The sequence below is a fragment of the Xanthomonas sp. 3307 genome, from assembly GCF_014199735.1.
Taxonomy (GTDB): domain Bacteria; phylum Pseudomonadota; class Gammaproteobacteria; order Xanthomonadales; family Xanthomonadaceae; genus Xanthomonas_A; species Xanthomonas_A rydalmerensis.
In genome coordinates, this window is sequence record NZ_JACHOG010000004.1 from 305980 (window position 1) to 331631 (window position 25652).

23 protein-coding genes are annotated in these 25652 nt (G+C 70.0%); 4 read left to right on the forward strand and 19 right to left on the reverse strand.

Annotation, left to right across the window (positions count from 1 at the left end):
• Positions 1 to 64: 64 nt before the first annotated feature.
• The 6 genes from GGR64_RS12580 to GGR64_RS12605 form a co-directional block, all read right to left on the reverse strand.
• Positions 65 to 2452, reverse strand: a complete 2388-nt coding sequence (locus tag GGR64_RS12580; RefSeq protein WP_160969389.1) for a DUF3772 domain-containing protein — start codon at positions 2450 to 2452, stop codon at positions 65 to 67.
• Positions 2453 to 2776: 324 nt separating this feature from the next.
• Positions 2777 to 3796: an NAD(P)H-quinone oxidoreductase gene (locus GGR64_RS12585; protein ID WP_184646227.1), complete on the reverse strand. Its 1020-nt coding sequence runs from the start codon at positions 3794 to 3796 to the stop codon at positions 2777 to 2779.
• A 203-nt stretch (positions 3797 to 3999) separates the two neighbouring features.
• Positions 4000 to 5310, reverse strand: a complete 1311-nt coding sequence (locus GGR64_RS12590; protein ID WP_184646228.1) for a histidine-type phosphatase — start codon at positions 5308 to 5310, stop codon at positions 4000 to 4002.
• 8 nt (positions 5311 to 5318) lie between these two features.
• Positions 5319 to 7823, reverse strand: a complete 2505-nt coding sequence (locus GGR64_RS12595; protein ID WP_184646230.1) for a TonB-dependent receptor — start codon at positions 7821 to 7823, stop codon at positions 5319 to 5321.
• A gap of 114 nt (positions 7824 to 7937) precedes the next feature.
• A complete protein-coding gene (locus GGR64_RS12600) occupies positions 7938 to 9020 on the reverse strand; it encodes a FecR domain-containing protein (RefSeq protein ID WP_184646232.1) in 1083 nt (360 codons plus the stop codon).
• Complete coding sequence (locus GGR64_RS12605) at positions 9013 to 9528, reverse strand: sigma-70 family RNA polymerase sigma factor (RefSeq protein ID WP_184447340.1); 516 nt, start codon at positions 9526 to 9528, stop codon at positions 9013 to 9015. Before GGR64_RS12605 ends, GGR64_RS12600 begins: the two co-directional genes overlap by 8 nt.
• 359 nt (positions 9529 to 9887) lie before the next feature.
• Here GGR64_RS12605 and GGR64_RS12610 point away from each other — a divergent pair, with 359 nt between their 5' ends.
• The gene (locus GGR64_RS12610) at positions 9888 to 10958 is read left to right on the forward strand and encodes a pirin family protein (protein WP_184646234.1); all 1071 of its coding nucleotides are present in this window, start codon (positions 9888 to 9890) and stop codon (positions 10956 to 10958) included.
• Between the two features lie 95 nt (positions 10959 to 11053).
• Here the strand turns inward: GGR64_RS12610 and GGR64_RS12615 are convergent, their stop codons facing one another.
• The 5 genes from GGR64_RS12615 to GGR64_RS12635 all read right to left on the reverse strand — a co-directional run bounded on the left by GGR64_RS12615 (position 11054) and on the right by GGR64_RS12635 (position 14356).
• Positions 11054 to 11656 (reverse strand): hypothetical protein, encoded by a 603-nt coding sequence (locus tag GGR64_RS12615; protein ID WP_184646236.1) that lies wholly within the window; start codon positions 11654 to 11656, stop codon positions 11054 to 11056.
• 231 nt (positions 11657 to 11887) lie between these two features.
• Entirely contained in the window at positions 11888 to 12103 is a 216-nt protein-coding gene (locus GGR64_RS12620) for a hypothetical protein (protein WP_026143700.1), read from the reverse strand.
• 3 nt (positions 12104 to 12106) lie between these two features.
• A complete protein-coding gene (locus tag GGR64_RS12625) occupies positions 12107 to 12667 on the reverse strand; it encodes a TlpA disulfide reductase family protein (RefSeq protein ID WP_184646365.1) in 561 nt (186 codons plus the stop codon).
• A gap of 347 nt (positions 12668 to 13014) precedes the next feature.
• Positions 13015 to 13446, reverse strand: coding sequence for a hypothetical protein (locus GGR64_RS12630; RefSeq protein WP_184646237.1), 432 nt, complete (start codon positions 13444 to 13446; stop codon positions 13015 to 13017).
• 157 nt (positions 13447 to 13603) lie between these two features.
• Positions 13604 to 14356 (reverse strand): IclR family transcriptional regulator, encoded by a 753-nt coding sequence (locus GGR64_RS12635; protein ID WP_160970209.1) that lies wholly within the window; start codon positions 14354 to 14356, stop codon positions 13604 to 13606.
• A 210-nt stretch (positions 14357 to 14566) separates the two neighbouring features.
• Here GGR64_RS12635 and fucP point away from each other — a divergent pair, with 210 nt between their 5' ends.
• Positions 14567 to 15874: an L-fucose:H+ symporter permease gene (fucP, locus tag GGR64_RS12640; protein ID WP_184646239.1), complete on the forward strand. Its 1308-nt coding sequence runs from the start codon at positions 14567 to 14569 to the stop codon at positions 15872 to 15874.
• A 3-nt stretch (positions 15875 to 15877) separates the two neighbouring features.
• On the forward strand, positions 15878 to 16252 hold the full coding sequence (locus tag GGR64_RS12645; protein ID WP_184646242.1) for an L-rhamnose mutarotase: 375 nt from the start codon (positions 15878 to 15880) through the stop codon (positions 16250 to 16252).
• Between the two features lie 197 nt (positions 16253 to 16449).
• Here the strand turns inward: GGR64_RS12645 and GGR64_RS12650 are convergent, their stop codons facing one another.
• The 6 genes from GGR64_RS12650 to GGR64_RS12675 all read right to left on the reverse strand — a co-directional run bounded on the left by GGR64_RS12650 (position 16450) and on the right by GGR64_RS12675 (position 22486).
• Positions 16450 to 17769, reverse strand: coding sequence for an L-fuconate dehydratase (locus GGR64_RS12650; protein ID WP_184646244.1), 1320 nt, complete (start codon positions 17767 to 17769; stop codon positions 16450 to 16452).
• 264 nt (positions 17770 to 18033) lie between these two features.
• Entirely contained in the window at positions 18034 to 18891 is an 858-nt protein-coding gene (locus GGR64_RS12655) for a fumarylacetoacetate hydrolase family protein (protein ID WP_184646246.1), read from the reverse strand.
• 34 nt (positions 18892 to 18925) lie between these two features.
• Positions 18926 to 19672 (reverse strand): SDR family oxidoreductase, encoded by a 747-nt coding sequence (locus GGR64_RS12660; protein WP_184447347.1) that lies wholly within the window; start codon positions 19670 to 19672, stop codon positions 18926 to 18928.
• Positions 19673 to 19703: 31 nt separating this feature from the next.
• Complete coding sequence (locus GGR64_RS12665; RefSeq protein WP_184646248.1) at positions 19704 to 20585, reverse strand: amidohydrolase family protein; 882 nt, start codon at positions 20583 to 20585, stop codon at positions 19704 to 19706.
• Positions 20582 to 21613 carry an aldo/keto reductase gene (locus tag GGR64_RS12670; protein ID WP_184646250.1) on the reverse strand — a complete coding sequence of 344 codons (1032 nt, stop codon included), beginning with the start codon at positions 21611 to 21613 and terminating at the stop codon, positions 20582 to 20584. Before GGR64_RS12670 ends, GGR64_RS12665 begins: the two co-directional genes overlap by 4 nt.
• 192 nt (positions 21614 to 21805) lie before the next feature.
• Entirely contained in the window at positions 21806 to 22486 is a 681-nt protein-coding gene (locus tag GGR64_RS12675) for an HAD-IA family hydrolase (protein ID WP_255421567.1), read from the reverse strand.
• 154 nt (positions 22487 to 22640) lie between these two features.
• Here GGR64_RS12675 and GGR64_RS12680 point away from each other — a divergent pair, with 154 nt between their 5' ends.
• Positions 22641 to 22859, forward strand: a complete 219-nt coding sequence (locus GGR64_RS12680) for a hypothetical protein (protein ID WP_184646252.1) — start codon at positions 22641 to 22643, stop codon at positions 22857 to 22859.
• Positions 22860 to 23169: 310 nt separating this feature from the next.
• Here GGR64_RS12680 and glpK read toward each other — a convergent pair whose 3' ends face one another.
• Positions 23170 to 24669 (reverse strand): glycerol kinase GlpK, encoded by a 1500-nt coding sequence (glpK, locus tag GGR64_RS12685; protein WP_160957681.1) that lies wholly within the window; start codon positions 24667 to 24669, stop codon positions 23170 to 23172.
• A 100-nt stretch (positions 24670 to 24769) separates the two neighbouring features.
• Complete coding sequence (locus tag GGR64_RS12690) at positions 24770 to 25591, reverse strand: MIP/aquaporin family protein (protein ID WP_184646254.1); 822 nt, start codon at positions 25589 to 25591, stop codon at positions 24770 to 24772.
• Between the last annotated feature and the right edge of the window lie 61 nt (positions 25592 to 25652).

Consider the following 25652-nt stretch of genomic DNA (forward strand, 5'->3'; position numbering starts at 1 on the left):
GGCTCAGCCGCGACCTGCAGCGCCGGCAGCTGGCGGCCAAAGCCGCTTCGCGCGCCACCAATCCCTAATCCCGGCTCTCCCGCGGCTCACGCAACAGCTTCACTTCCTGCGGCGACTCCAACGCGATGCCTTCCTCGGCCAGGCGCTCCAGCAGGGCGAAGAACAGTTCGCTACGGGTGCCGTAGGTGAGCCGCGGCGAGGCCACGTAGGCGAAGCTGTTGAGGGTGACGTGGCCGTTGGCGATGGAGTCGATGAACACCGACGGCGCCGGGTCGTCCAGCACGCCCGGATGTGCCGCGTACAGCTCCAGCAGCAGCGCGCGCAGCTTGGTCACATCGGTGCCCAGCGACACCGCGAACTGGATCTGCACCCGGCCCAGCGGCCCGGCCAGGGTCATGTTGCGCAGGGTCTTGGTGATCAGCTCGGAGTTGGGCACGATCAGGGTGGAGCGATCGCCGACCTGGATCTCGGTGGCGCGCACGCTGATCCGGCGCACGTCGCCCTCCTGGTCGCCGATCTTGATCCAGTCGCCGATCTTGACCGGGCGCTCAGCGAGCAGGATCAGGCCGGACACGAAGTTCTGGGTGATCGACTGCAGGCCGAAGCCGATACCGACCGACAGCGCGCTGACCACCAGCGCGATCCGCTCCAGGCCGATGCCCAGCGCGGCCAGCGCCCACAACGCCGCCAGGATGATGCCGACATAGCGCGCCACCGTGCTGATCGAGTTGCGCGAGCCGTCGTCCAGTTCGGTCTTGGGCAGATAGGTCTGGGTCAGCCAGCGATGCAGGTACTGCATGACGCCCAGGCCAAGCAGCAACACCAGCACCGAGCGCACGATCGCGCCCGGGTACAGCACCACCTTGTCGCTGACGCGGATGCCGTCGGACAGCAGCGAGAACCAGTCCGAGACGATCGAGACGTTGGTGCCGAACGGCATCAGCAGCGCGCCGATGCCGATCAGCAGCAGCACCACCCGCAGCAGCGCCGAGGTCAGCACCCCGGCCTGCTCGAGCCGGCTCGAGCGCACCCCGAACGCGCCATTGGCGGCGCGGCCGATGCGGCCTTCGCTGGCGAACAGCCACAGCGCGAAGTCGTCGGCGAAGGTCATCAGCAGCCGCACCGCACCGACGATCATGGTGATCCAGATGATCTGCCGGGTGATGAACAGGCCCAGGTGCAGATAGCCCAGCAGCGCCGCGAGCAGCGCCACCACCACCGCGACCTTAACCAGCACCCCGATCAGCGCCAGGGCGCCGCCGTGCTGCCCGGGCGGCGGCGGTTGCGCGTTGGCCAGGGCCTGCTCCGCCGCTTCGGCGTACTGGCGCCGGCGCAGCCGCGACAGACTGGTCAGGGTGGCCAGGATCAGCACGCCGTAGACCAGCGCGATCACCCCATCGGCGGCGACGGTGGCCGAGTCGCTGGTGCGCGCGGCCTGGTTGATCACCAGCAGCATGCTGCTGAGCCAGGCCAGCGCCGCGGTGGCCCAGGTGTACTTGCGCAGGCGCCGCGCGGTGGCGTCGTCGATCGGGAACAGCCGCCAGCTCGGCTGGTTCGGCAGCAGCACGCTGGCGCCGAGCGAACCCATGAACGCCGCGGCGAAGCTGACCACCACGAAGCCGTTGAGCACTGCGTCCAGGCGCTCCGGCACCGCATCGATGCTGCGCAGCGCTTCGGCCAGGGCCAGCGCGGCCAGGCCCGGGGTCAACGTGCCCAGCAGCAGGAACCAGATCGCCAGGCCCGACCGGCGCAGGCGGCTGCCCGGCGCGCGCGACACCGCATAGCGCTTGCCCAGCCAGCGCAGCAGGTAGCGCAGCGGGAACAGCAGGATCACCGCGATGGCGATGCCGAAACCGAGCGCGCCGCTGCCATGCTCGGCGATCGCGTCCTGCAGCGACTGCATGCCGAGGGTGTACAGCGCCAGCAGCTTGGCCTGGTCGTCGGGAAAGTCGTCGGCGATCTGCTTCCACAGCGCCGGCGACAGCGGCGACGGCGAGCGCAGCGACAGCTCCTGGCTGAAATGCTCGGCGCGCACGCGTTCGATCTCGTCGGCCAGTTGTCGTGCTTCCACCACCATCAGCTTGCCGCGCTTGACCCCCGAGTCCAGGCTGTCGCGCTGCTTGGTCAGCGCCTTGCGTTGCGCGGTGATGTCGGGCGAGTCGCCGGTGGCGGCCGGGCCGAGTTGTTGCAGGCGTGCCTCCACCTGCACCAGCTGCGGCGCAAGGGCGTCCACCGCGGTCTGCGCATCGCTGGCGGCGTCGGAGACCTGCGCGACCAGGTCCTGGAAGGCGGTCTGGTTGCCCGCATCCACTTCCTTGCCGCGCGCATCCTTCAGCGACTTGGCGGCGTTGTCCAGCAGGGTCTGCGGATCCGGCGGCGCATCGTCGGTGTCCTGCGGCTGGGCCGAAGCCACCGTCGCGCACAACCACAACAGCAGCAGGACCCAACGCAACAGGGACGACGAGGACGCGGAACGGGGCAGCAGGCGCACGCAGGGACCGGCACAGGCAAGCGCGGACCACCGCGCGTGCGGCGCACTATACGGCGCGGTGGTTGAACCGGGCCAGGGGTGGGCGCGGCGACTGGTGCGGGCACGCGTGTCGCCTGGGCGCACGGGTGCCTGCCGGCCGCCTGTCGCAACCGAAGCGCGCCGCTCATCACGACGGAAGCCTGGCGTAGGAGCGGCTTCAGCCGCGATGAACGTTCCCGGTAACGCCCGTCGCGGCTGAAGCCGCTCCTACGGCGGCAGGCGGGTCGCCGTGACCGATGCCCGGGTTCACTGCGCCGTCGTCAGCACGATCTTGCCGATATGCGCGCTGGACTCCATCAGCGCATGCGCCTGCGCCGCCTCCTGCAGCGGGAAGCAGCGGTCCACCTGCGGCTTGATCCGGCCCTGCGCCAGCAGCGGCCACACCTGCTGCTCCAGCTCGCGCGCGATCGCCGCCTTTTCCATCACCGAACGTGGGCGCAGGGTCGAGCCGGTGTGGGTCAGCCGCTTGGCCAGCAGCGGCATCAGGTCCAGCTCGCGCACCTTGCCCTGCTGGATGCCGATCTGCACGATGCGCCCGTCCAGCGCCGCGGCCTGGTAGTTGCGCGCCAGGTAGTCGCCGCCGATCAGGTCCACGATCACATCGGCGCCACGGCCCTCGGTCAGGCGCATCGTCTCGGCCACGAAGTCCTCCTCGCGGTACAGGATCGCCGCCTCCGCGCCCAGCGCCAGACTGGCCGCGCGCTTGTCGGCCGAGCCGACGGTGCTGATCACCCGTGCGCCGAAGGCACGCCCCAGCAGCGTGGCGACGCTGCCGATACCGGAGGTGCCGCCGTGCACCAGCAGGGTCTCGCCGGACTGCAGGCGGCCGCGCTGGAACACGTTGGTCCACACGGTGAAGAAGGTTTCCGGCACCGCCGCGGCCTCGGTCAGGCTCAGCGCCGCCGGCACCGGCAAGGCATTGCGCTCGTGCACCACCGCGTACTCGGCATAGCCGCCGCCGGCGACCAGCGCGCAGACCTGGTCGCCCAGCCGGTAGCGCTCCACGCCCTCGCCCAGGCCGACCACCTCGCCGGCGAACTCCAGCCCCGGCAACGGCGAGGCACCCGGCGGCGGCGGATAGCTGCCCTGGCGCTGCATTACGTCGGGGCGGTTGACGCCGGCCGCGGCCACCCGCACCAGCAGTTCGCCGCGCCCCGGATGCGGCAACGGCACGCGCACCGGCACCAGCACCTCGGGCGCACCGGGCTGGCGAATCTCGATTGCGGTCATGGTGTCGGGCAGCGCAGCGGCGTGGGTCGGGGACATGGCGGGGTCCTGGCAAGGAGCGCGGCGCACGCAGGCGCAGGCGCGTGGGGGAACCGCGATGATCGACCTTCGCCGCTGAGTGGTCCGTGACGGCGGGCGGCATTCCCGGACCCGGTGGCACGCGTAGGAGCGGCTTCAGCCGCGACAGGCACGACGTAGGAACGCCCGGTCGCGGCTGAAGCCGCTCCTACGGTGCCGCCAAGCTAATCGCCCACCTGCACCGCCTGTGCCGGCCACTCGGTCATCGGCGGCACCGCAGCCTCGACCCGCTGCGGATCCAGCTGCGCCTGCAACGCCGGCAAGGCGATCGCCAGCGGGCAGCGCAGGCGGCCGCCGCAGCCGGGCAACGGCCAGCGCCGCTCGCGCAGGCCGCGGCCATCGAAGCGGTTGGCACGCAGCGCCTGCAACGTCGGCACCACGCTGCGCAGTTGCAGGAAGTCGTGGCCGTCCTGCCGCACCAGTTCCAGCAGCAGCGCGCCGCCGGGCGGATACGCGTCCGGCTGACCGTGCACCAGCGGATCGATGCCGAACAAGCCGGCCAGATGCGCCAAATTGGTGTCGTGCCCCAGCAGCACCAGCGCACGCGTGTCCGCCGGCGCCAGTGCCGCCACCGCCGGCGCTTGCCCGGCCGCCGCCTGCAGCGTCGCCAGCAGGTGCGCGAGCAGGTTGGAGCCGCCGGCGCGTGCCGCCGGCAGCGCACGCTTGCTGTAGCCGAAGGAGGCGTTATGCAGGCCGATCAGCCGCTGCAGCGCCACCGCGTCGGCGCGCCCCCACGCCACTTGCGGCATCGGCAGGCCCTGCGCGTACTCCAGCATCAGGTTCTCGGCCAGGCTGCCGGCGGTCTTCAACGCCTTGGCCGCCTGCGCCGGATCCTGCAGCCGCTGCGGATCGTCCAGGCTCTGTGTCCCCTGCGCGGCGCAGGTCGGGGCGGCGCAGCCGGACAGCACCCGCTGCAACGCGCGCAGGCGGCTGCGGGTGGCCGCGTCCAGGTGCAGCGGTGCCGCGGGCGCATCGTCGTCCTTGTCCTCGTCCTTGCCGAAATGGAACAGCGGGTTGTTCTGCGTCGTCGGCAACGCCAGGTAGTGCGCCCGACAGCCCTGCAGCAGGCCTTCGGTGAAGGCGGCCGCGCTGTCGTGGTTGCGCGGCGTGCTGTCGGCGATCACCAGTGCGCCGGACGCGGCGCAGTCCGGCGCCAGCACCGCTGTGGCCAGCCAGCGCTGCCGGTAGCGCGCGCCCAGCGCCTGCATGCCGCCGGCACCGTGCGCCGTGAGCTGGCCGGGCGCCACCGGCCATTGCGGCCAGGGCTGTGCAGCGTACTTGGCCAGGTCCTGTGGCGATTGCGTCGGTGCGCGCACGCCGTGACGCATCACCACGATCGTCAGGCGCACCTCCGCGGCGGTCGATGCCGCGTCCGCCTTAGGCGATGCGACCGCCGGCCAGGCGACGCTGGCGACGCATAGCCACGCGGCCAGGCGCCATGCGCTGCGCACGCGTGCGAATCGGGAAGCGGACATGGCGGGCCTCAGAACTTCAGCGACAGGTCGAGGAACACGCCGCGCCCGGCCAGGCCGAAGTACAGCGGCTGGTTGTCGGAGGAGCGGGTGCCGGCGTAGCCGATCAGCGCATGCCGGTTCAGCAGGTTGTTGACGTCCATGCTGATCGAGTATCCCTTGAGACCGTAGAGCCCGTGCGTGCTGCGGTAACCTAGCGCCGCGTCCAGGCTGGCGTAACCGCCCAGACGCTGGTCGTTGCCGAACACCGTGGCACCGCTGGGCGTGGTGGTGTTGTCCACGCCGTACTGCGCGCCCACCACCTTTTCCATCAGCGAGCCGAAGTAGCCGGTGCCGCTGTTGTACAGCAGGCCCAGCGCCGCGGTCACCCGCGGCGTGCCGGCCACCTGGGTGCTGCTGTGCTTGTAGGTGGCCTCGTTGTAGCTGGCGTTGGCGTACAGGCTCAGGACCGGCGTGAGCGCGTAGGTGGCCTCGGCCTCGGCGCCGCGGTACACCGCACCGCCACCGTTGACGAAGGCGCTCTCGGTGCCGTTGTCGGTCGTGACCAGGGTCTGGCTGATGTAGTTGCTGAAGTCGATGTAGTAGATGTCGGCGCCGAAGGTCAGGCCGCGCGCGGCATAGCTGGTGCCGAGCTGATAGTTGCTGGTCAGTTCCGGACGCAGGCCACGGGTGCCGTTGAGTTCGATCACGTCGATCGGCGGCGCCAGGAAGCCGCGCGCAGCCTGCACGTAGCCGCTCCAGTGCTCGTTGAAGGCCTGGTGCAGGCTCAGCGACGGCAGCGTGGCGTCGTAGCTGGCCGCGCTGTGCGCGGGCGCCGGCGGCGTGCTCTTGTTGACCTCGGCATCGAGCTGACGCTGCACGCGCGCGTAGCGCAGGCCCGGGCTGAGGGTGAGGCTGTCGCTGAGTTTCCAGTCGTACTGCAGGTACGGCTGCAAGGTGTCGGTGCGGTCGTGCAGCTTGTAGTTGTACAGCGGCCCGTACTTGGTGCCGCTGGCCGCGCCGGTGCTCATGTCCACCGGCAACTGCAGGCGCTCGTCGAGGTTGCGCTCCACCCACACGCCGGTCTGCAACTGGCCCGGGCCGAGATCGCGCGCCAGCCGCAGCACGTCGCCGAAGGCGCGGAAGTCGTTGTCCGAGAGCTTGCCCGGCACGTCCTTGGCGGCCTTGGACAGCTTCTTGCCGGTGGCGCCATAGAAGGTCACACCATTGTCGGCAGCGCTCTCGCTGGTGGGGATGCTGGTCTTGGACGCGGTGTGGTCGAAGCTGTTGTAGTAGACCTTGTTGTCCAGGTCCCAGTCGCCCAGGCGCGTGCTCAGGCCCAGGTAGGTGAAGCTGGAGTAGTAGGCGGCAGCGTTGTAGCCGGTGTAGTTCTGCAGGGTCGGATCGTCGCCCAGGCCGTAGCGCCAGCCGTGCTGCGCGATCTGCGCGCGGGTGGCGCCCTGCACGGTGTTCTGGTGCTCCTGGTTGTAGCTGCTGACGAAGGTCAGCGTGGTGGCCTCGCCGAGGTCGCTGACGGTCTTGAGGAAGGCGTGCTCGCGGCGGTCGTCGGTGCCTTTGAGGTAGGTATCGCTGGCCTCCTTGGACAGGTCGGCGAACAGGCGCGTGTTGCCGATGTGCTCGTCGGCGCTGACGCCGCCGGCCCAGGTGTTCCAGCTGCCGCCGGTGCCGTACACGGTGACGCCGTCCACCTCGCTGGGGTTGCGCGTGCGCAGCGCCAGGGTGCCGCCGAAGGTGGCGTTGCCGATGGTGGCGCCGCCGCCGGGGCCGCGGTCGATCTCGGCCTGACCGAGCACGTGGTTGTTGAAGTAGGCCGAGGTGGTGTGGTGCAGATCGCTGGCATCGCCGAACGGGATGCCGTCGAAGGTGATGTTGAACTGGCCGTCCTGAAAGCCGCGGATGCTGATGCCTTCGTTCTTGCCCAGGCCCGGGCCTTCCGGCGAGGTGGTGACCACGCTGGGCGCGTACTTGATGATGTCGTCGTAGTTCGAATTCAGGCGCAGGCCGTCGCGGATGAAGCGCTCGTCGATCACCGAGGTTGGCTGGCTCGCCTCCAGCGGCGCGGCGCTGGGCGCCAGTGTGTCGACACTGTTGGCGGTGACGTTGATCGGCGCCAGTTCACGCGGGCCGTCGTGCTCGCCGTCGGCCTCGCCGCGCGCCGGCGCGGCACTGCGCGGCGCCCGTGGCGCGGCAGCAGGCGCGGCGGCGGCGACGCTGCTTCGCACGATGGCGACCGAGCCGGGCGTCAACATGCGGTAGTCCAGGCCGGTGCCGGCGAGCAAGGCATGCAGTTGCTGCGGCGGCGCCAGGCCGGCCGGCGCGCCGCTGCTGCGCAGCCCCGTGGCCAGCGCCGGGTCGTACATCAATTGCAGGCCGCTGCTGCGCGCGAACTGGTCCAGCGCCTGCGCCAGCGGCATGGGCGCGATGGCCGACGCGGTGACGGCGGGCGCCGACCAAGCCGGCAGCGAGGACGCACTGCCGAGCAGCAGGGCGATGGAGACGACGAGAGGCTTGCGCATGACGATCACACCGGAGGGGAGGAAGGGCGGGCCCGCGCGTACTGCGCGACGGCCATGCTTCCTAGGAGTGCCCCGGTGCGCCGTGCGGCTACCGTCGATTTCGTGAATTTTTTCTTACAGCGGTGCCGGCGCGCGGCGGATGGTCACCGCGTGCGCATCGCGCTGTACCTGCACGTCCGGCAGGCTGCCCAGATAGGCGACGAAGGCCTCCGGGTCGCGCAGGTGGAACACGCCGCTGACCCGCCGCGCCGCCAGCGCCGGGTCGGCGATGTGCAGCGGCTGGGTGGTGTAGGCGTTGAACAGCCGCGCCACCTCGCCCAGGCTGCGATCCTGCACGCCGACCTGCGCCGGCAGCCAGGCGGTGGCGTCGGCGATGTCGGCATGGTCGCGCAGCGCCAGCACGCGGCCCTGCGCATCCACCCGCGCCTGCTGGCCGCCACCCAGGTCCGCCAGCGTCGGTCCTTCCGACGGCAGGTCGCTGCGATGCCACCACGCCGGGGTATCGCGCGACACCTGCACCCGTCCCTGCAACACGGTGACCCGCGCACCGCCGGCCTGCGGGTCGACCCCGAACACGGTGCCGACATCGCGCAGCACCAGCGTCCCGACGCTGACCCGCAGCGGCCGCGCCGGATCGTGGCCGAGATCGAACACCGCCTTGCCGCGCAGCAGGGCGATGTCGCGGCGCTGCGTGCCGTAGCGCACCGCGATCGCGCCACCGCGGTCCAGGTGCGCCACGCTGCCGTCGTCCAGGGCGACGTTGCGCGCCGCGTCTGCCGGCGCGGCGTATACGGTCGCCGGTACCGGCGTTGGCGCGCTCAGGCGCAGCGCCAGGCCGGCCACGGCCAGCGCCAGAAGGGCCGCCACCGCTAATGGCCAGCGCCTGCGCCGTGGCGCGACACGACGCGGATTGCGCGCCATCGGCATTGCATCCACATCCGGGCGCAACGGCACCACCACCGCCCCGCTGCGCAAGGCATGCGCGCGTAGCTGCGCACTGCTGGCCTGCTGCGCCTGCGCCGCGGACGGCAGGTCGCCATGCAGCCGCGCGATGTCGAGATAGGCGGCCACGTGCGCCGGCGATTGCCGCAACCAGGCCAGGAACTCGGCCTGCCGCGCCGGCGACAGCGCGGTCTCGCGCTGCGCCAGGTACCAGTCCGCGGCCGCCTCGGCGCTACGCTGCGACTCCTCACGCATAGCGCGCCATGCCCTGCCGGCACACCGCCAGGCCCTTGATGATGTACTTCTTGACCATGTGGCTGGAGATCTGCAGTTGCTCGGCGATCTCCTGGTAGCCCAGTTCGTCGCGATAGCGCAGCACCATCGCCGCGCGGCACTTGGGCGGCAGCCGCGCCATCAGCTCGGCCAGGCGCTGCCGGCGCTGCGCGCGGTGCACCTGCGCATCGGCCTCGCACGGCACCGCCAGCCGGTCCAGCACGTCGTCCAGGCAGGTGTCGCGCTGGCTGCTGCGCTGATGCAGCAGCGCGTGCTCGCGCATCAGGTTGGCGGCGATGGTGAACAGGTAGGCTTCGGGATTGGCGATCTCCGGCGCGTGCGCCTCGCTGCGCTGCAGGCGCAGCCACACTTCCTGCAGCAGGTCGTCGGCATCCCAGGCCTCGGCGCGGCGCTTGCGGAAGTAGCGGCTCAGCGACGGCCGCCATTGCAGGAACAGCCGCGACAACGCCGGCAGGGGTTCGGAACGCACCAGCCACTCGCAGTGCCGGCGCCATCGGCAGCCGGCGATTCGGAAAGGCGCGATGCTCGTCGCCGGCGATGACAGTCCGATGACGCATGGGTCGTGCGGGCGCAGATGAGCGGTTGCGCCCCAGCAAGCATTCAGTTCACGGCACCGACTGCCGGGTTCGCTGGATCGGCGCATGCGACGCGGCCGGTCACCGCGCCTGCGCCATCGCCATCGCCATGGACGCGGCGGCGGCGCATCCCAGCGTTTCCCGTGCGGGACAGGATGTCCTTCGGACCGGCCTTCCGTTCCCTCGGCACCGCCCCATATCGTGAAGATTGCCGCACCCATCCTCGGGCGGCGTTCGCACGAAGGATCTCTCCATGACCGACCCCATCGTCCAGATCAAGCCGCTTGGCTTCCCTTGGGACACGATCGACCCGTTCCTGTTCTGCGTCTACCACGACGATGCCTACCCCGCCGGTAACGGCGCGATGGGGCCGGCGGCGTCCCTGCACGGCCGCGCCATCGGCCAGGACTTCAGCCGCAAGGACGGCTGGAGCATGTATCACGGCGAGGAGATTCCCGGCTTTCCCGGTCATCCGCACCGCGGCTTCGAGACCGTGACCATCGTGCGCAAGGGCCTGATCGACCATGCCGACTCGCTCGGTGCGGCGGCGCGCTTCGGCGCCGGCGACGTGCAATGGGTGACGGCCGGCGCGGGCATCGTCCATTCGGAGATGTTCCCGCTGCTGGACACGGCGGCGCCCAACCCGCTGGAACTGTTCCAGATCTGGCTCAACCTGCCGGCGCGCAACAAGCTGGCCGCGCCGCACTTCACCATGTTCTGGTCGGAAGACCTGCCGCGCTTCACTGCCACCGACGACGCCGGCCGCACCACCGAGGTGGCCTGCGTGGCCGGCCGCATCGGCCCGGTCGACGCCGCGCCCGGCAGCGCCGGCGGCCCGCTCGCGCCGCCACCGGATTCGTGGGCCGCGCAGGACGACGCCGATGTGGCCATCTGGACGATCCGCATGGCACCCGGCGCACGCTGGACCCTGCCCGCCGCGCAAGGCCGCGGCACGCGCCGCAGCCTGTACTTCTTCAAGGGCGCAGCGGTGACGGTGGGCGGACGCCCGGTGACCCGCCACGCGGCGATCGAGTTGCGCGCCGATCAGGCGGTCGAGTTGGTCAGTGGCGACGGCGAGGCGAGCGAGTTCCTGGTGCTGCAAGGCCGACCGATCGCCGAACCGGTGGCGCAACACGGTCCGTTCGTGATGAATACCCAGGCCGAGATCGCCCAGGCCATGGCCGACTATCGCCGCACCCAGTTCGGCGGCTGGCCATGGCAGGACGAGGCGCCGGTGCACGGCAGCGACCCGACCCGCTTCGCGCGACATCCGGATGGGCGTGAGGAGTGGCCGGCGCCGCACGCGGTCGCCGCCAACGGCTAGGGCGTGTCACCGATTCCCGAGGCCCCAACGCTGCGCGTCGCTTCGCGCCGTACCCTCACCCCAACCCCTCTCCCGACGGGAGAGGGGCGATGCGCTCAATAGCGGGCCGAGGCCAGCGCCTGCGCGCGCTCCAGTTGCTCGGCGATGCGCTTGCGCGCCTGCTGCAGTTCCTGGCGGGTGGCGTCTTCCTTGGCCGCCGGCACCAGTTCGGCATCGATCACCGACAGCGCATCGGAGTACTGCCGTACCACGGCCGCCGCGTAGGCGTTCATGTAGGCGGAGTTGTCCTTTTCGTCGCCAAGCGCCTGCAGCTGCGCACGGCCCTTGGCCACCTGTGCGGCGATCTTCTCGGCATCGCCGGGTCCGCCCTTGCCGGCCGTGGCCGGGTCGGCGTCGTGGTGCACGGCGATGGTTTCGCGGGCGAAGTCGGCCACGGTCTTGCTGACGTCACGCGACAGCGCCTGCTTAGACAACGCCACCACATTGCCCTCGAGCACCTGCAGCATCGCCTTGGCCGAGGCGTCGCCGCCGATCGGCGCGCGCCCGCTTTCGCCACCGACCGGTGCGGCCGTAGGTTCCGGCGAGGTCGCCGGTGCGGTGCGCGAGGCCTGGTCGCCGGGCTTGCCGCAGCCGCTCAGTGCTACGGCGGCGAGCGCCGCGAACAGGGACAGGCGGACGGGATGAAGAGGTGAGGTCATGGAACGCTCCTGGTTGGTCTGCGTTCCACCATGCCCAGCCAGCGCGCAAACCTGCGTGAATCGTCGGCGGCTGGTCGTGACGCAGTGCGCGATCGCGCGCACCAGGAGCGCCTTGCAGGCTGGCCGGGTGATGACGGAGCGCAACGCGGCGGATGCTCGCTGCGCTCCGTGAGCGCCGCCATCGCAGCCCCGATGCCGGAGCCGGCCTGGCGCGACCGGCTCCGGCACGGCTCAGCCGCAGCAGTAGCAGACCAACGGCTTTCCGGGCCCGCCCGGCCCCAGCTCGCCGCCGAACGGCGCGCACTCCTGCTGGCAGGCCCAGGCGCTGCAGGCCGCCTCCTTCTCGATGCCGTCGCCGGCGGTCGCCTGCACCGCGCCGAAGCCCATGCTGGCCAGGAACACGGCCGCAAGCATCCCGTTGCGTAACGCTGTCCAACGCTGTTTCATGGCTTACTCCTCGATGGTTGCCAAGGCCGGCGGCACATCCGTGCTGCGCACTGCGGCCATCAGGTCCTGCATCCGCTCCGTGGTATCGAAGACGCCGACGCGCGCATAGCGCACGCGTCCCTCGCGGTCCAGTGCCAGCAGCGTCGGCACGTTGCGCGCGCGGAACAGCATCAGCGCGCGGCGATCGGTCAAGGTGGTCACCGGAAACGTGAAACCGTGCTCGGCGGCGTAGCGCCGCGCCTGCTCAGGGCTGCAGTGGCACACGCCCAGTACCTGCACGCCCGGCTGCTGCGTGGCCAGACGCTGCGCCGCCTGCACCACGTGCGACGCCGAGCGCCTGCAGTACGGGCAGGTGGTGGTGAAAAAGAACAGGACCTGACGCTCGGCGGTCGGCACGCCGAGCGTCAGCGGCGTGCCATCGACCGCGGCGACATCGATGCGTGGCACGTACATGCCCAGATACGGCTCGGTGGTGCGGGTGACGAACCAACGCCGTTCCTCGCGCAAGCCGCGGTTCTGCCAAGCCAGCACCAGCACCAACGCGCAGGCCGCCAGCAGCGCCAACCAACTCCAGGGAAACCGCCGCGCCATGCCGTGTGCCCGTGTCGCCGTGTTCCGTGCAGGCTGCGCAGCCGGGGCGCGATGGTCAACGCTTTGCGCGCGCGTGCAGCGAATGCGCGATCAGGCTGGGGATCGAGTCACGTGCGCCATGGGCGCGCATTCCAGCGGTGCACGGCGTCGGCGCACGCGCAGCGCAACTGCAGCGTGGACATGCGCGGCGCGCTTGCTCACAACGTGCAGACGCCGCGTTCACTGCCGTTAGCCACAGTGCACTGCATCGCCGATACGACGCCCGCAACGCAGGCGAGGCGGCGCATCGCATCGGTACCGCACTGGATGCCACACATGAATCAGGACGCATCCTGCGCGCCGAATGCACGCCGACAGGCCTTGCGATCGAACTGCAGGGCGGCGCGCATGCGCTGTTCGGTGAGCGGGCGCACGACCCAACTCACCTCCAATTCGCCACCACGGGACAGGACCGTGGGAATCGCCAGAAACCAGCGTGCACCGGGACCGCGGCAGTACCAGAACGCATCGCCTTGATTGACGACTGGGCTATCCGGCAAGAACGACAACCGCTGAGTCGTGCGGATGAACTGTTGCGCCTTCTTCACTATCTGCAGATCCACGCCGCGCAGAGCGGCGCCGTCGCTGTTGAAAGACAGGTGGCGAAACGACGCCATCAACAGGGTATCCATGCGGCGCTTGTTGTACCGATGGAGGACTACCGCCAGCAGCGCCGCGACCGCGGCGAACAGATAAAAGATCGCGTTCGCCATCACTCGCCCTCAGTCACCCGACCATCATGACCGATGCGCAGCGACACAGGCATGCGCCGTTATCACGGGCAGTTATCCGCACACGACACAAGACGCGATCGCACTTCCTGCAGGAAAACCTCCGCCACGGCACACCGGCAGACGTCAGCCACGACGCCTACGCCAACGCGGCACTGATCTGCGCCGCGGCATCGCAGACCGCGCGCATCGCCGCCTGCGCATCGATCGGTTGCGGGCGGCGTTCGATGAAGGGCACGGTCAGGGTGTAGCGGGCGATGCCGTGTTGCAGGATCGGTGCGGTCAGGTCGATCACGCCGACCACCGCCTCGCTGGGATGGATGCTGTAGCCCAGCGCGCGCACCTCTTGCGCCGCGGCCAGGAACGCGGCGCGGTCGTACGCCACCTCGCTGGCGTCCAGGCGTTGCAGCAACTGCGCCTGCGCGTCGGCCGGCTGGAACGCGAACAGCACCAGGCCGGAGGTGGAGTGCGCGAACGGACGGCGGTGGCCGGGACGCACCACCAATCCCAGGTCGCTGGGCACGTCCATCTGTGCGATGACCACGATCTGGTCGTCCGACGGCGCCACCAGGTGGCAGGGCTGGCGGATCGCGTCGGCCAGCGCGCGCATCACCGGCAGCGCCACTTCGGTGACGTTCTGCACCCGCGGCTGCTGCATGCCGAGCATGAACAGGCGATTGGTCAGCGTGTAGCCGCCCTCGCCCGCAGCCCGGGTCAGGTAGCCGCGCTCTTCCAGCACCTGCAGCATGCGGAAGATCTCGCCGCGCGAACGGCCGATGCCCTGCGAGATCTCGCCCATGCTCATCGGCCGCGCATCGCGCGCCAGCAGCTCCAGGATGTCCAGCCCCTTGTCCAGGGCGGGCGCACGGTACTTGGGCAAAGGGGTGGTCATTCCGTCGAGGACCCGGTAGCTGGTGAAGAGGACTAGGGTACAGGGACGCCGCACCGGCTCGCAGCGCTGGCGCCTGCGCTGCGTGGTCGGCGGCTGCACCTCCATGCAAATATGAACTCAAATTTTATATTTGCATGGCACTCGCCGGCGCAGTACGCTCCGCCGACAATCCGAACGCGACGCGGCACACCTTGGGAGGGGTAGGCGGCAATGCACTACAGCAGCGAACGCGCCACGCCGGCGCCCGCCAGTCTCACCCGGACCGCGCTTGCGCCATTGGTCCTGATCGTCAGCCTGTTCTTTCTGTGGGGCATGGCGAACAACCTCAACGACATCCTGATCAAACAGTTCAAGAAAGCATTCGAACTGACCGACCTGCAGGCCGGGCTGGTGCAGAGCGCGTTCTACCTGGGCTACTTCGTGTTCGCGATCCCGGCGGCGATGTTCATGCGCCGCTACAGCTACAAGGCCGCGGTGGTGCTGGGCCTGCTGCTGTACGCGGTCGGCGCGTTCCTGTTCTACCCCGCCGCGCAGGTGCACACCTACTGGCTGTTCCTGCTGGCCCTGTTCGTCATCGCTAGCGGCCTGGCATTCCTGGAAACCACCGCCAACCCGCTGGTCACCGTGCTCGGCCCTGCCGAGGGCGCGGCGCGGCGGCTCAACCTGGCGCAGGCGTTCAATCCGCTGGGCTCGATCACCGGCATCCTGGTCGGCCAGCACTTCATCCTGTCCGGCGTGGAGCACACTCCGCAGGAACTGGCAGCGATGGCGCCGGCCGCGCGCGAGGCCTTTTTCTCTGCCGAGTCGCTGGCGGTGCAGACGCCGTACCTGATCATCGGAGCGGTGGTGCTGCTGTGGGCGCTGCTGATCGGGCTGACCCGCTTCCCGGCCACCCGCGCAGGGGGCGACAGCGCCCACACCGGCGGCTTCGGCCAGTTGCGGCGCAACCGCCGCTTCGTGTTCGCGGTGATCGCGCAGTTCTTCTACGTCGGCGCCCAGGTCGGCATCTGGAGCTACCTGATCCGCTATCTGCAGGACGGCGTGCCCGGCACCCCGGAGAAGACCGCCGCCGATTTCCTCACCGTCTCGCTGGTGCTGTTCATGGCCGGCCGCTTCATCGGCACCGCGCTGCTGCGCTTCCTGGCGGCAGCGCGGCTGCTCGGCGTGTTCGCCCTGCTCAACCTGCTGCTGTGCGCGGTGGCGGTGGCGCTGCCGGGCTGGATCGGCCTGTATGCGCTGGTCGCCAGCAGCCTGTTCATGTCGGTGATGTTCCCGACCATCTTCGCCCTGGGCCTGGACGGACTGGACGACGACGCGCGCAAGCTGGGCGCCTCGCTGATCGTCATGGCGATCATCGGCGGTGCCGCGCTGACCGCGGTGATGGGTGCGGTGTCCGACCATGCCGGCATCCACTGGGCGATCACGGTGCCGGCGCTCGGCTTCGCGGTGATCCTCGGTTTCGCGCTGCATGCGGCGCGACACCGCGTGGCGCCCCTTCCCTCTGCCCGCGGAGCCTGAGCCATGCCGCGCCATTGCTACCTGCTGGACCTGCACGACGACCCGGCGCTGATCGCCGAGTACGAACGCTGGCACCGTCCCGACACCGTCTGGCCGGAGATCGTCGCCTCGCTGCGTGCCGCCGGCATCCGCGAGCTGGACATCCACCGCTGCGGCGACCGCCTGGTCATGCTGATGGAGGTGGACGAGGACTATTCGCCCGCGGCCAAGGCCGCCGCCGACGCGACCAATCCGCGCGTGCAGGCCTGGGAAGCGCTGATGTGGCGCTTCCAGAAACCCTTGCCCGGGTCGGCGCCCGGCGAGAAATGGCGCGAGGCGCTGCAGATCTTTTCGCTGCAGGCGGCGCTGGCGGAACAGGAGCGCAAGAGCACGGGCTGAGGCGTTTGCGAGAGGGACGTCCGTCCCGACGGCTGCTGCGGCCGGTGGGTTGATCGGCTTCGCTCGTCGCGGCTGAAGCCGCTCCTACGAGAGCGTCGGCGCAGCGCGGATCGCACACGTAGGAGCGGCTGCAGCCGCGACCGCTTCAACGCAGCCGGTGCGCTTCCGTCAGCGGAAACGCACCTACCCCGCAAAACTCAGGCGTCCTGCGCCGCCAGATCCGCACTCCAGAACGGGCCATCCGGATACAGGAACTCGCTGACCGAGGTGGCATGCATCTCGGCCGAGAAGCCCGGCGCCGTCGGCGCCAGATAGCGGCCGTGCACGATCCGCACCGGATCGACGAAGTGCTGGTGCAGGTGATCGACGAACTCGATCGCGCGGTCTTCCATCTTGCCGGTGATGGCGACGAAATCGGCCATCGCCAGATGCTGCACCAGTTCGCACAAGCCCACGCCGCCGGCATGCGGGAACACGCGCACGCCGAACTTGGCCGCCAGCAGCAGGATCGCCAGGTTCTCGTTGACGCCGCCCACGCGGGCGGCATCGATCTGGATCAGGTCCACCGCGCCGGCCTGCAGCAACTGCTTGAACACCACCCGGTTCTGGGTGTGCTCGCCGGTGGAGACCGGCACCGGCGCGATGCCGCGGCGGATCGCGGCATGGCCGAGCACATCGTCGGGGCTGGTCGGCTCCTCGATCCAGGCGATGTCGAACTCGGCCAGCCGGCGCATCCAGGCGATCGCCGGGCCCACGTCCCAGCGCTGGTTGGCGTCCACCGCCATGGCGATGTCCGGGCCGATCGCTGCGCGCGCCAGGCGGCAACGGCGGATGTCGTCCTCCACGTTGGCGCCGACCTTGAGCTTGATCGTGCGGAAGCCGTCGGCCACCGCCTCCTTGGCCAGACGTACCAGCTTCTCGTCGGAATAGCCGAGCCAGCCCGGCGAGGTGGTGTAGGCCGGATAGCCCTGGTCGAGCAGGGTCTGGATGCGCTCGGCGCGCAGCGGTTCGGCGTCGCGCAACATGGCCAGCGCCTCGTCCGGAGTCAGCGCGTCGCTGAGGTAGCGGAAGTCGATCGCGTCCACCAGTTGCTCCGGCGACAGCTCGGCGATGAAGCGCCACAGCGGCTTGCCGGCGCGGCGCGCGGCCATGTCCCAGGCGGCGTTGACCACGGCGCCGATGGCCATGTGCATCACACCCTTTTCCGGGCCCAGCCAGCGCAGTTGCGAGTCGTCGGTGAGGCTGCGCGCGAAACCGCCCAGATCGCCGATCACCGTCTCCACGTCGCGGCCGACCACGTGGTGCGCCAGTGCCGCCACCGCCGCGCTCTGCACGTCGTTGCCACGGCCGATGGTGAAGGCCAGGCCGTAGCCGGCGAGACCATCGTCGGCATCGGTGCGCAGGCGCAGATAGGCGGCCGAATAATCCGGATCCGGATTCATCGCATCGGAACCGTCGAGTTCGCGCGAGGTGGGGAAACGGACGTCGAAGGTCTCGAGCGCGACGATTTTGCTCATGGGGATCCTGGTCGATGAAGCGGTGGGAAAGTCAAAAAAAGCGGTGAAACAGCCCCTCTCCCCCCGGGAGAGGGGTTGGGGTGAGGGTGCGGGAGTGCAGGACTACCACAGCCCTCCGGAACACGAACGAAGCAAGCGCACGCGGACGTGGCGCTCCTGTACAAGCGGAGCCACAGCGGGATGGGTTGCGAGGTGGCTTCGCCCCTACCCTCACCCCAACCCCTCTCCCGGAGGGAGAGGGGCTTTTTCTCTCGCGTCTTGCAGCTACTGCGCGTCGCGCGGATGCGCGACGACGGCCTGGTGTTGCTCGCCCAGGCCTTCGATGCCCAGCCGCATCACGTCGCCCGGCTTCAGGTACACCTGCGGCTTCTGCCCCAGGCCCACGCCCGGCGGCGTGCCGGTGCTGATCACGTCGCCCGGCAGCAGGGTCATGTAGCGGCTGATGTGGCTGACCAGCTCGGCCACGCCGAACACCATCGTGCGGGTGCTGCCGTTCTGGTAGCGATGGCCATTGACCTCCAGCCACATCGACAGGTTCTGCGGATCCGGCACCTCGTCGGCGGTGACCAGCCATGGGCCGATCGGGCCGAAGCCGTCGCAGCTCTTGCCCTTCACCCACTGCCCGCCGTGCTCGAGCTGGAACGCGCGCTCGGACAGATCGTTGATCACCGCATAGCCGGCGACGTGCGACAGCGCGTCCTCCACCGACACGTCGCGCGCGGTATCGCCGATCACCACGCCCAGTTCCACTTCCCAGTCGGTCTTGAGCGAACCGCGCGGGATCGTCACCGTGTCGTTGGGGCCGCTGATCGCGCTGGTGGCCTTCATGAACAGCACCGGCATCTCCGGCACCGCCATGCCCGACTCGGCGGCGTGATCGGCGTAATTGAGCCCGACACAGATGAACTTGCCGACGCGACCCACGGCCGCGCCATAGCGCACCTCGCCGTCCACCTGCGGCAGCGTGGCTGGATCGAGCGCGCGCAGCCGGGCCAGACCGGCGGCGGTGAGGTGCTCGCCGGCGACGTCGTCGATCACCGCCGAGAGATCGCGCAGGTGGCCGTCGGCATCGAGCAGGGCCGGGCGTTCGTGGCCGGGTTCGCCGTAACGCAGCAGTTTCATGGGGAAATCCTCTGTCGGAAATGGGACGGCGCGGTCAGTTCGACCAGCCGCCGTCGATGATGTGGGTCTGGCCGGTGGTGAACGAGGATTCGTCCGAGGCCAGGTACACCACCAGCTGCGCGATCTCGCGCGGGTCGCCGAGGCGGCCCATCGGCTGGCGGTCGGTGAAGCTCTTCCACACCGCCTGCTCGTCGCCGCCCAGCGCCTTGACCCGCTCGCCTAGCGACGGCGTCTTGATCGTGCCGGGGCAGATCGCGTTGCAGCGGATGCCCTTGGCCACGTAGTCGGCGGCGATGGCCTTGCTCAGGCCGATCACCGCCGCCTTGGTCACGCCGTAGGCGAAGCGGTTGGGCACGCCCTTGATGCTGGATGCCACCGAGGACATGTTGACGATGCTGCCACGGCCCTGCGCGAGCATGCCCGGCAGCACCGCCTGGCACAGGTAGTACATCGCATCGACGTTGATCGCGAACGAGCGCTTCCAGGCCGGCGTGTCGCAGTCGAGGATGCTGCCCTGGTGCACGTAACCGGCGCAGTTGAACAGCACGTCGAAGGTCGGCTGCGCCGCCACCAGCGCCTGGATCGCGGCGGCATCGGTGACATCCAGGGTCTGCGTGACGATGCCATCGGACTCGGCGGCCAGCGCCTGCAGCGCGGCGGCGTCGATGTCGGTCGCCAGCACCTGCGCGCCTTCGCGCGCGCAGGCCAGTGCGCTCTCGCGGCCGATGCCGGCGCCGGCGGCGGTGATCAGGCAGCGCTTGCCTTGCAGACGGCCGCTCATGCGCGGCTCCCGGAAATGGACACGAACGTGGTCATGGGGCGGAACTCCAGGTCGGGGGGAAAGCAATCGGATCGGACAGGCGATAGACGCGCCGCGCATTGCCGGCGAACACCGCCTCGGCGGCGCCGGCGGCATGCTGCGCGACCCAGGCCTGCGCCAGCGCCATCCAGGCGGCGTAGTCGGTACGCTGGGTGAGCACCGGCCAGTCGCTGCCCCACAGCAGCCGCTGCGCGCCGAAGCAGGCGAACAGGTGCGCCACGTAGGGGGCAAGCGCGGGATCGTCGATGGCGGCGTCGGCCGGCAGTTCGGTGAGCAGGCCGGACAGCTTGCACACCACGTTGGGGTACTGCGCCAGGTGCGCGAGGCCGTCGGCCCAGGCCTGGAAGCCGGCAGCGCCGATGGCCGGCTTGCCGGCGTGATCCAGCACCACGCGCAACTGCGGATGACGCTGCAACCGCGCCAGCAACGCCGGCAGGTGCAGCGGCCGCACCAGCGCGTCGAAGACCAGGTCGTGCTGCAGCAGCGCATCGAAGGCCGCGTCCAGCTGCGAACGCGCCAGCCACTGCGGATCGGCCAGATCCTGCACCATCGGCCGCAGCCCCTTGATCAGGCCTGCGCCTTCGGCGCACAGCGCGGCGATGCGCGCGGCGACGTCGGCCGCCTCGAAATCCACCCAGCCGACCACGCCGACGATGCGCGGCTCGGTCCGCGCCAGCTGCAGCAAATAGCGGGTTTCCGCCTCGCTTTGCGCCGCCTGCACCGCCACCAGCGCGGTCACGCCGTGCGCGTCCAGCGTCGCGGCCAGGTCCTCGGGCAGGTAGTCGCGGTACAGCACGCCCAGCTCCGGCGTCAGCCAGGCATAGTCGCCACGCGCCAGGCGCCAGAAATGCACATGGGCGTCGATCGCGTTCACGGCGTCGGCACCGGCGCGCGCAGCAGGCCGTCGTCGCGGAACTGTTGCCACAACGCAGCGGGAATCGACGCGCGCAGGCGTGTGGCGGCGCTGGCCACTTCCGCCGGCGTGCGCATGCCGGCGACCACCGTGCTCACCGCCGGATGGGCCAGCGGGAACTGCAGCGCCGCCGCACCCACGTCGACACCATGCGCCGCGCAGGCCGCGAACAGGCGCTGCGCGTGCTGCAGCGTGGCCGGATCCACCGGCGCGTAGTTGTAGGTCTCGCCCGGCCCGCGCGCGTCGCTCAACAGGCCGGAGCTGTACGGCCCGGCGACCAGGATGCCGACCTGCCGCTGCAGCGCCTGCGCCATGATCCGCTGCGCGGCATGCTGTTCGAGCAGGGTGTAGCGGCCGGCCAGCATCACGCAGTCGAGCGGGAACAGCGGCATCAGTTCCACCGCCGCGTCCTCCTCGTTGACGCCGATGCCGATCGCCCGGCACGCGCCCTGCGCCTTCAGCGCGGCCATCGTCGGCAAGGCCTCGTCCAGCGCCTGCCGCAGCATCGCCGGATGGCGCTCGCCGTGGGTCAGGCGGCCGATGTCGTGCAGCAGCAGCACATCGATGTGATCGGTGCCGAGCCGCTGCAGGCTGCTCTCGAAGGCACGCAGCACGCCGTCGCGGCTGTAGTCGAACTCGGCGCGGCGCCCGGCCACGGCGAAGCCCTCGCGCCCCGGCGCCGCCGCGGCGTCGTCGTAGACGCAGCGCCCGACCTTGGTCGAGAGCGTGTAGCTGGCGCGCGGCAGCCCGCGTAGGCCCTGCCCCAGGCGCTGCTCGCTCAGCCCATAGCCGTAGTACGGCGCGGTATCGAAATGGCGGATGCCGGCGGCATAGGCGTCGGCCACCGCGGCCAGCGCCACCGCGTCGTCCACCTCGGCGTACAGATTGCCGATCGGCGCGGCACCGAAGCCCAGCGTGGACAGGTGCACGCCGCTGGTGCCCAGCGGGCGCGGCGCCAAGGCGTCGGCGGCGGCAGCGTTCAGCGCCATGCGCGCACGCCCGGCATGACAGCCACAGCGGATCGCCCACGGACGCGCGAGGGACGGTAGCTGCTGGGGTTGCGCATGGCACGCCTCTGCCCGGGATCGGGCGCGATGAGTTAAGGCCGCAGCATGCACGCCCAGGATGGCAACGGGCGCCGCGACTGTTCGCCTATGAATATAGCAATCACAAGTGAACAATCAACCTGCAGCGCAGCAATCACCCTCTCGGCGTTCGGACGACAGCACCAGCGCCGACAGCGCGTCCGGCCGCTGCAGCAAGGGCAGCGGCGTCTGCGGTTGCAAGGCGGCCGGCAAGGTGTAGCCCCAGGCGACGCCGGCGAAGGCGATGCCGGCCTGCCGCGCGGCCTCGGCGTCGCGGATCTCGTCGCCCACGCACAGCGCCCGCGCGGCGGGAACGCCGCAGGCGCGCAGGCTGGCGCGCAGTTTGCGCCGCTTGCCCAGCACCGCCGCACCGCAGCGCACGTCGCGGAACTGCGCGAGCAGCGTGGGACCGAGCACGCGCTCGACGTTGGCGCGGCTGTTGGACGTGACCAGCGCCAGCTGCACGCCGGCCTGCGCCAACTGCGCGAGCAGGTCGGCCACGCCATCGAACAGCGCGATGCGCTCGATCTGTTCGCTCATCAGGGTGCGCATGCGCCGCGCCACCGCCGGCACCCGCCACCAGCGCAGGCCGCTGCGCGCCATCAGTTCGCGCGCGCTCAGGCTGCGGATTTCCTCCAGCCGCTCGACGTCGAAGCGGCGGAAGCCGAATTCGTCGGCGACGCCGTTGATGGTCGCCAGAAACCAGGGGAAGGAGTCGGCCAGGGTGCCGTCGAAGTCGAAGATGACCAGGTCGTAGCGGTGCATCGGCATCAGCATGCCGGAGCGCCGGAGTCTCCGCCAGCGGCGTGCGTTGCCTGCCGCGACCATCGGGCGCGCGGATTGGCCCGCCCTTCATCCGCCGTTGCCGTGCGCTTCACCCGCACGCGTCGGCGCAGCGCGCACGCTGGCGACTCATCGCAAGGAGACGCCCATGCATATGCAGAGTCCCAATCCCGGCCAGGATCCGCAGCAGCCACCGAACGAGGTGCCGGGCCAAGTACCGAACCCCGGCGTGGACCCGACCCCGGACCGCCCGATCGACCCGATCCCCGACCAGCCGACCGATCCGACCATCCCGCCGATCCAGGACCCGGTCGGCGGCGTGGATTCCCCGGTGCCGGGCCCGCGCGGGCCGACGCAGTACGTCTAGGCACCTGCAAGTCACGATTGACGTCGCTGGATTGCGGCCAGCGCCACTGGCGTGGGTGTTGCGCAATTTCGGCTGTACCAGCGCGGCTGGGCTTTCATGGGAAAGCCCTGTCGCGGCTGAAGCCGCTCCTCCAATTCCTACGCGTTTCGTGCGCGGCCGGCATTCGCCGCTTTCGACGCATGCGGTGACAAAGCACTTCAGCGAAAATTCTTGTGTAGGAGCGGCTTCAGCCGCGACCATGCACCTCAGGAACGACCGGTCGCGGCTGAAGCCGCTCCTACAAATGCACGTGTCGCGCCAGGCGCCCGCCTCAGCGAATCCGGAACCCCATCGTCGCCTCCACTGCCTGCTGCCAGCCGGCGTACAGGGCTTCGCGGCGCTCGGCCGGCATGTCCGGCTCGAAGCGGCGGTCCACCGCCCACTGCTGGGCGATCTCGGCGCGGTTCTTCCAGAAGCCGGTGGCCAGGCCGGCCAGGTAGGCCGCCCCCAGCGCGGTGGTCTCGGCCACCTCCGGGCGCAGCACCGGCACGTCCAGGATGTCGCTCTGGAACTGCGCCATGAAGTCGTTGGCGATGGCGCCGCCGTCGGCGCGCAGTTCCTTCAGTTCGATGCCCGAATCGACCTGCATCGCGGTCAGCACGTCGCGGGTCTGGTACGCCATCGATTCGAGTGCGGCGCGGATGAAGTGTTCCTTGGTGGTGCCGCGGGTCAGGCCGAATACCGCACCGCGGATGTCGCTGCGCCAGTACGGCGCGCCCAGGCCGACGAAGGCCGGCACGATGTACACGCCGTCGTTGTCGCCGGCACGTTCGGCATAGGCCTGCGAATCGCTGGCCTTGCCGAGCATGCGCAGGCCGTCGCGCAGCCACTGCACCACCGAGCCGGCGACGAAGATCGCGCCTTCCAGCGCATACTCGACCTTGCCGTCCACGCCCCAGGCGATGGTGGTGAGCAGGCCACTCTTCGAGGCCACCGCTTTCTCGCCGGTGTTCATCAGCATGAAACAGCCGGTGCCGTAGGTGTTCTTGGCCATGCCCGGTTCGAAGCAGGCCTGGCCGAACAGCGCCGCCTGCTGGTCGCCGGCGATGCCCGCAATCGGCACCGCGTGGCCGTAGAAATACTGGCCCTGGGTGTTGCCGTAGATCTCGCTGGACGAGCGCACCTCCGGCAGCATCGAGGCAGGGATGTCGAGCATCTGCAGCAGCTCTTCGTCCCAACGCAGTTCGTGGATGTTGTACAGCAGCGTGCGCGAGGCGTTGGTGTAGTCGGTGACGTGCACCTTGCCGCCGGTGAGGTTCCAGATCAGCCAGCTGTCGATGGTGCCGAAGGCCAGTTCGCCACGCTGCGCGCGCTCGCGCGCGCCCTCGACGTGGTCGAGGATCCACTTGACCTTGGTGCCGGAGAAATACGCATCGATCAGCAGGCCGGTCTTGGCTCGCACCATGTCCTCGTGCCCATCGGCCTTGAGCTGGTCGCAAATGTCCTTGGTCTGCCGCGACTGCCAGACGATCGCGTTGTAGATCGGCTGGCCGGTGGCGCGGTCCCACACCACCGCGGTCTCGCGCTGGTTGGTGATGCCGATGCCGGCGATCGCGCTGGCGTCCACCTGGTGGTTGTTGAGCAGCTCGGTGATCGTGGTGTAGACGCTGGTCATGATCTCGCGCGGGTTGTGCTCGACCCAGCCCGGCTGCGGGAAGATCTGCGAGAACTCGCGCTGGGCCATGCCGACGCTGCGGCCCGCGCGGTCGAACAGGATCGCGCGCGAACTGGTGGTGCCCTGGTCGATGGCCAGGATGAATTGCTTTTCCATCGGAGACTCCTGCGGGATGCACGCCGCGCGCACGGGCGCGGCGCCAACGGGGAAGAGGGAGGCGCGCACGCCGCGCGCGAAAACGAACGCGCAGCCGGCGCTAGCCGCGGCGCGCGGCGGCCTGTTCTTCTTCCAGCGCCTTCACCCGTGCCGGCAGGAACGGATAGATCAGCAGCTGGTAGGCGGCGCCACCGATCACACCGCCGATCAACGGGCCGACGATCGGGATCCACCAGTAGTTGTCGGCCGACGGCAGCGCCGAGGAGCCCCAGCCGGCGACGTAGGCGAACAGGCGCGGGCCGAAGTCGCGGGCCGGATTGATCGCCCAGGCTTCCAGGTAGCCCATCGAGGCGCCGATGGTGGCCACCAGCAGGCCGATGATCAGCGCACCGGAGTTGGCGGTGGGCGCGGCCTCGTTGTAGCGCTCGGTGATGGCGAAGATGCCGAAGATCAGAAACGCGGTCAGGACCACCTGGTCGCGCAGCGCGTGCATCGGCGTGATCGCCAGGCCCGGCGCGGTGAAGAACACCCCGGCCGCGCCGCCACCGGCGCGGGTGAGATGCTGGGCCTGGTTGTAGTGGTCGATCACCGGCGCGAACAGCAGGTAGACGATCCACGCGCCGAGGAATGCGCCGATCACCTGCGCGACCCAGTACGGCAGCACCTTGGGCCATGGAAAGCCGCGGTACAGCGCCAATGCAAGCGTCACCGCCGGATTGGCGTGGGTGCCGGACACCGAGCCGGTGACGTAGATGGCGATGGTCACCGCCAGGCCCCAGGCGATGCACACGCCCCAATAGGCGTGCTGGTAGGGGCTGGGGTCGTAGAGCACGTACATGCACGCCACCGAGCAGCCGAAGGCGATGATGATCAGCATCGCGATCGCCTCGGAAATCAGTTCGCCTATCAGTTGCCGGTTCATGCCCGTGCCTCCCGGCCTGCCGTCGTTGCCGCTGTCGATCCACCCATGCCTGCCACCCTCC

Bases quoted from the DNA above. Each gene is read 5' to 3' on its own strand.
- GGR64_RS12620 (WP_026143700.1), bottom strand. From the start codon at position 12,103: ATGAAACAGCGTTGGACAGCGTTACGCAACGGGATGCTTGCGGCCGTG.
- GGR64_RS12680 (WP_184646252.1), top strand. From the start codon at position 22,641: ATGCATATGCAGAGTCCCAATCCCGGCCAGGATCCGCAGCAGCCACCG.
- GGR64_RS12600 (WP_184646232.1), bottom strand. From the start codon at position 9,020: ATGCGTGAGGAGTCGCAGCGTAGCGCCGAGGCGGCCGCGGACTGGTAC.
- GGR64_RS12595 (WP_184646230.1), bottom strand. From the start codon at position 7,823: ATGCGCAAGCCTCTCGTCGTCTCCATCGCCCTGCTGCTCGGCAGTGCG.
- fucP (WP_184646239.1), top strand. From the start codon at position 14,567: ATGCACTACAGCAGCGAACGCGCCACGCCGGCGCCCGCCAGTCTCACC.
- GGR64_RS12650 (WP_184646244.1), bottom strand. From the start codon at position 17,769: ATGAGCAAAATCGTCGCGCTCGAGACCTTCGACGTCCGTTTCCCCACC.
- GGR64_RS12610 (WP_184646234.1), top strand. From the start codon at position 9,888: ATGACCGACCCCATCGTCCAGATCAAGCCGCTTGGCTTCCCTTGGGAC.
- GGR64_RS12615 (WP_184646236.1), bottom strand. From the start codon at position 11,656: ATGACCTCACCTCTTCATCCCGTCCGCCTGTCCCTGTTCGCGGCGCTC.
- GGR64_RS12675 (WP_255421567.1), bottom strand. From the start codon at position 22,486: ATGCTGATGCCGATGCACCGCTACGACCTGGTCATCTTCGACTTCGAC.
- GGR64_RS12630 (WP_184646237.1), bottom strand. From the start codon at position 13,446: ATGGCGAACGCGATCTTTTATCTGTTCGCCGCGGTCGCGGCGCTGCTG.
- GGR64_RS12690 (WP_184646254.1), bottom strand. From the start codon at position 25,591: ATGAACCGGCAACTGATAGGCGAACTGATTTCCGAGGCGATCGCGATG.
- GGR64_RS12635 (WP_160970209.1), bottom strand. From the start codon at position 14,356: ATGACCACCCCTTTGCCCAAGTACCGTGCGCCCGCCCTGGACAAGGGG.
- GGR64_RS12585 (WP_184646227.1), bottom strand. From the start codon at position 3,796: ATGTCCCCGACCCACGCCGCTGCGCTGCCCGACACCATGACCGCAATC.
- GGR64_RS12655 (WP_184646246.1), bottom strand. From the start codon at position 18,891: ATGAAACTGCTGCGTTACGGCGAACCCGGCCACGAACGCCCGGCCCTG.
- GGR64_RS12590 (WP_184646228.1), bottom strand. From the start codon at position 5,310: ATGTCCGCTTCCCGATTCGCACGCGTGCGCAGCGCATGGCGCCTGGCC.
- glpK (WP_160957681.1), bottom strand. From the start codon at position 24,669: ATGGAAAAGCAATTCATCCTGGCCATCGACCAGGGCACCACCAGTTCG.
- GGR64_RS12670 (WP_184646250.1), bottom strand. From the start codon at position 21,613: ATGGCGCTGAACGCTGCCGCCGCCGACGCCTTGGCGCCGCGCCCGCTG.
- GGR64_RS12660 (WP_184447347.1), bottom strand. From the start codon at position 19,672: ATGAGCGGCCGTCTGCAAGGCAAGCGCTGCCTGATCACCGCCGCCGGC.
- GGR64_RS12645 (WP_184646242.1), top strand. From the start codon at position 15,878: ATGCCGCGCCATTGCTACCTGCTGGACCTGCACGACGACCCGGCGCTG.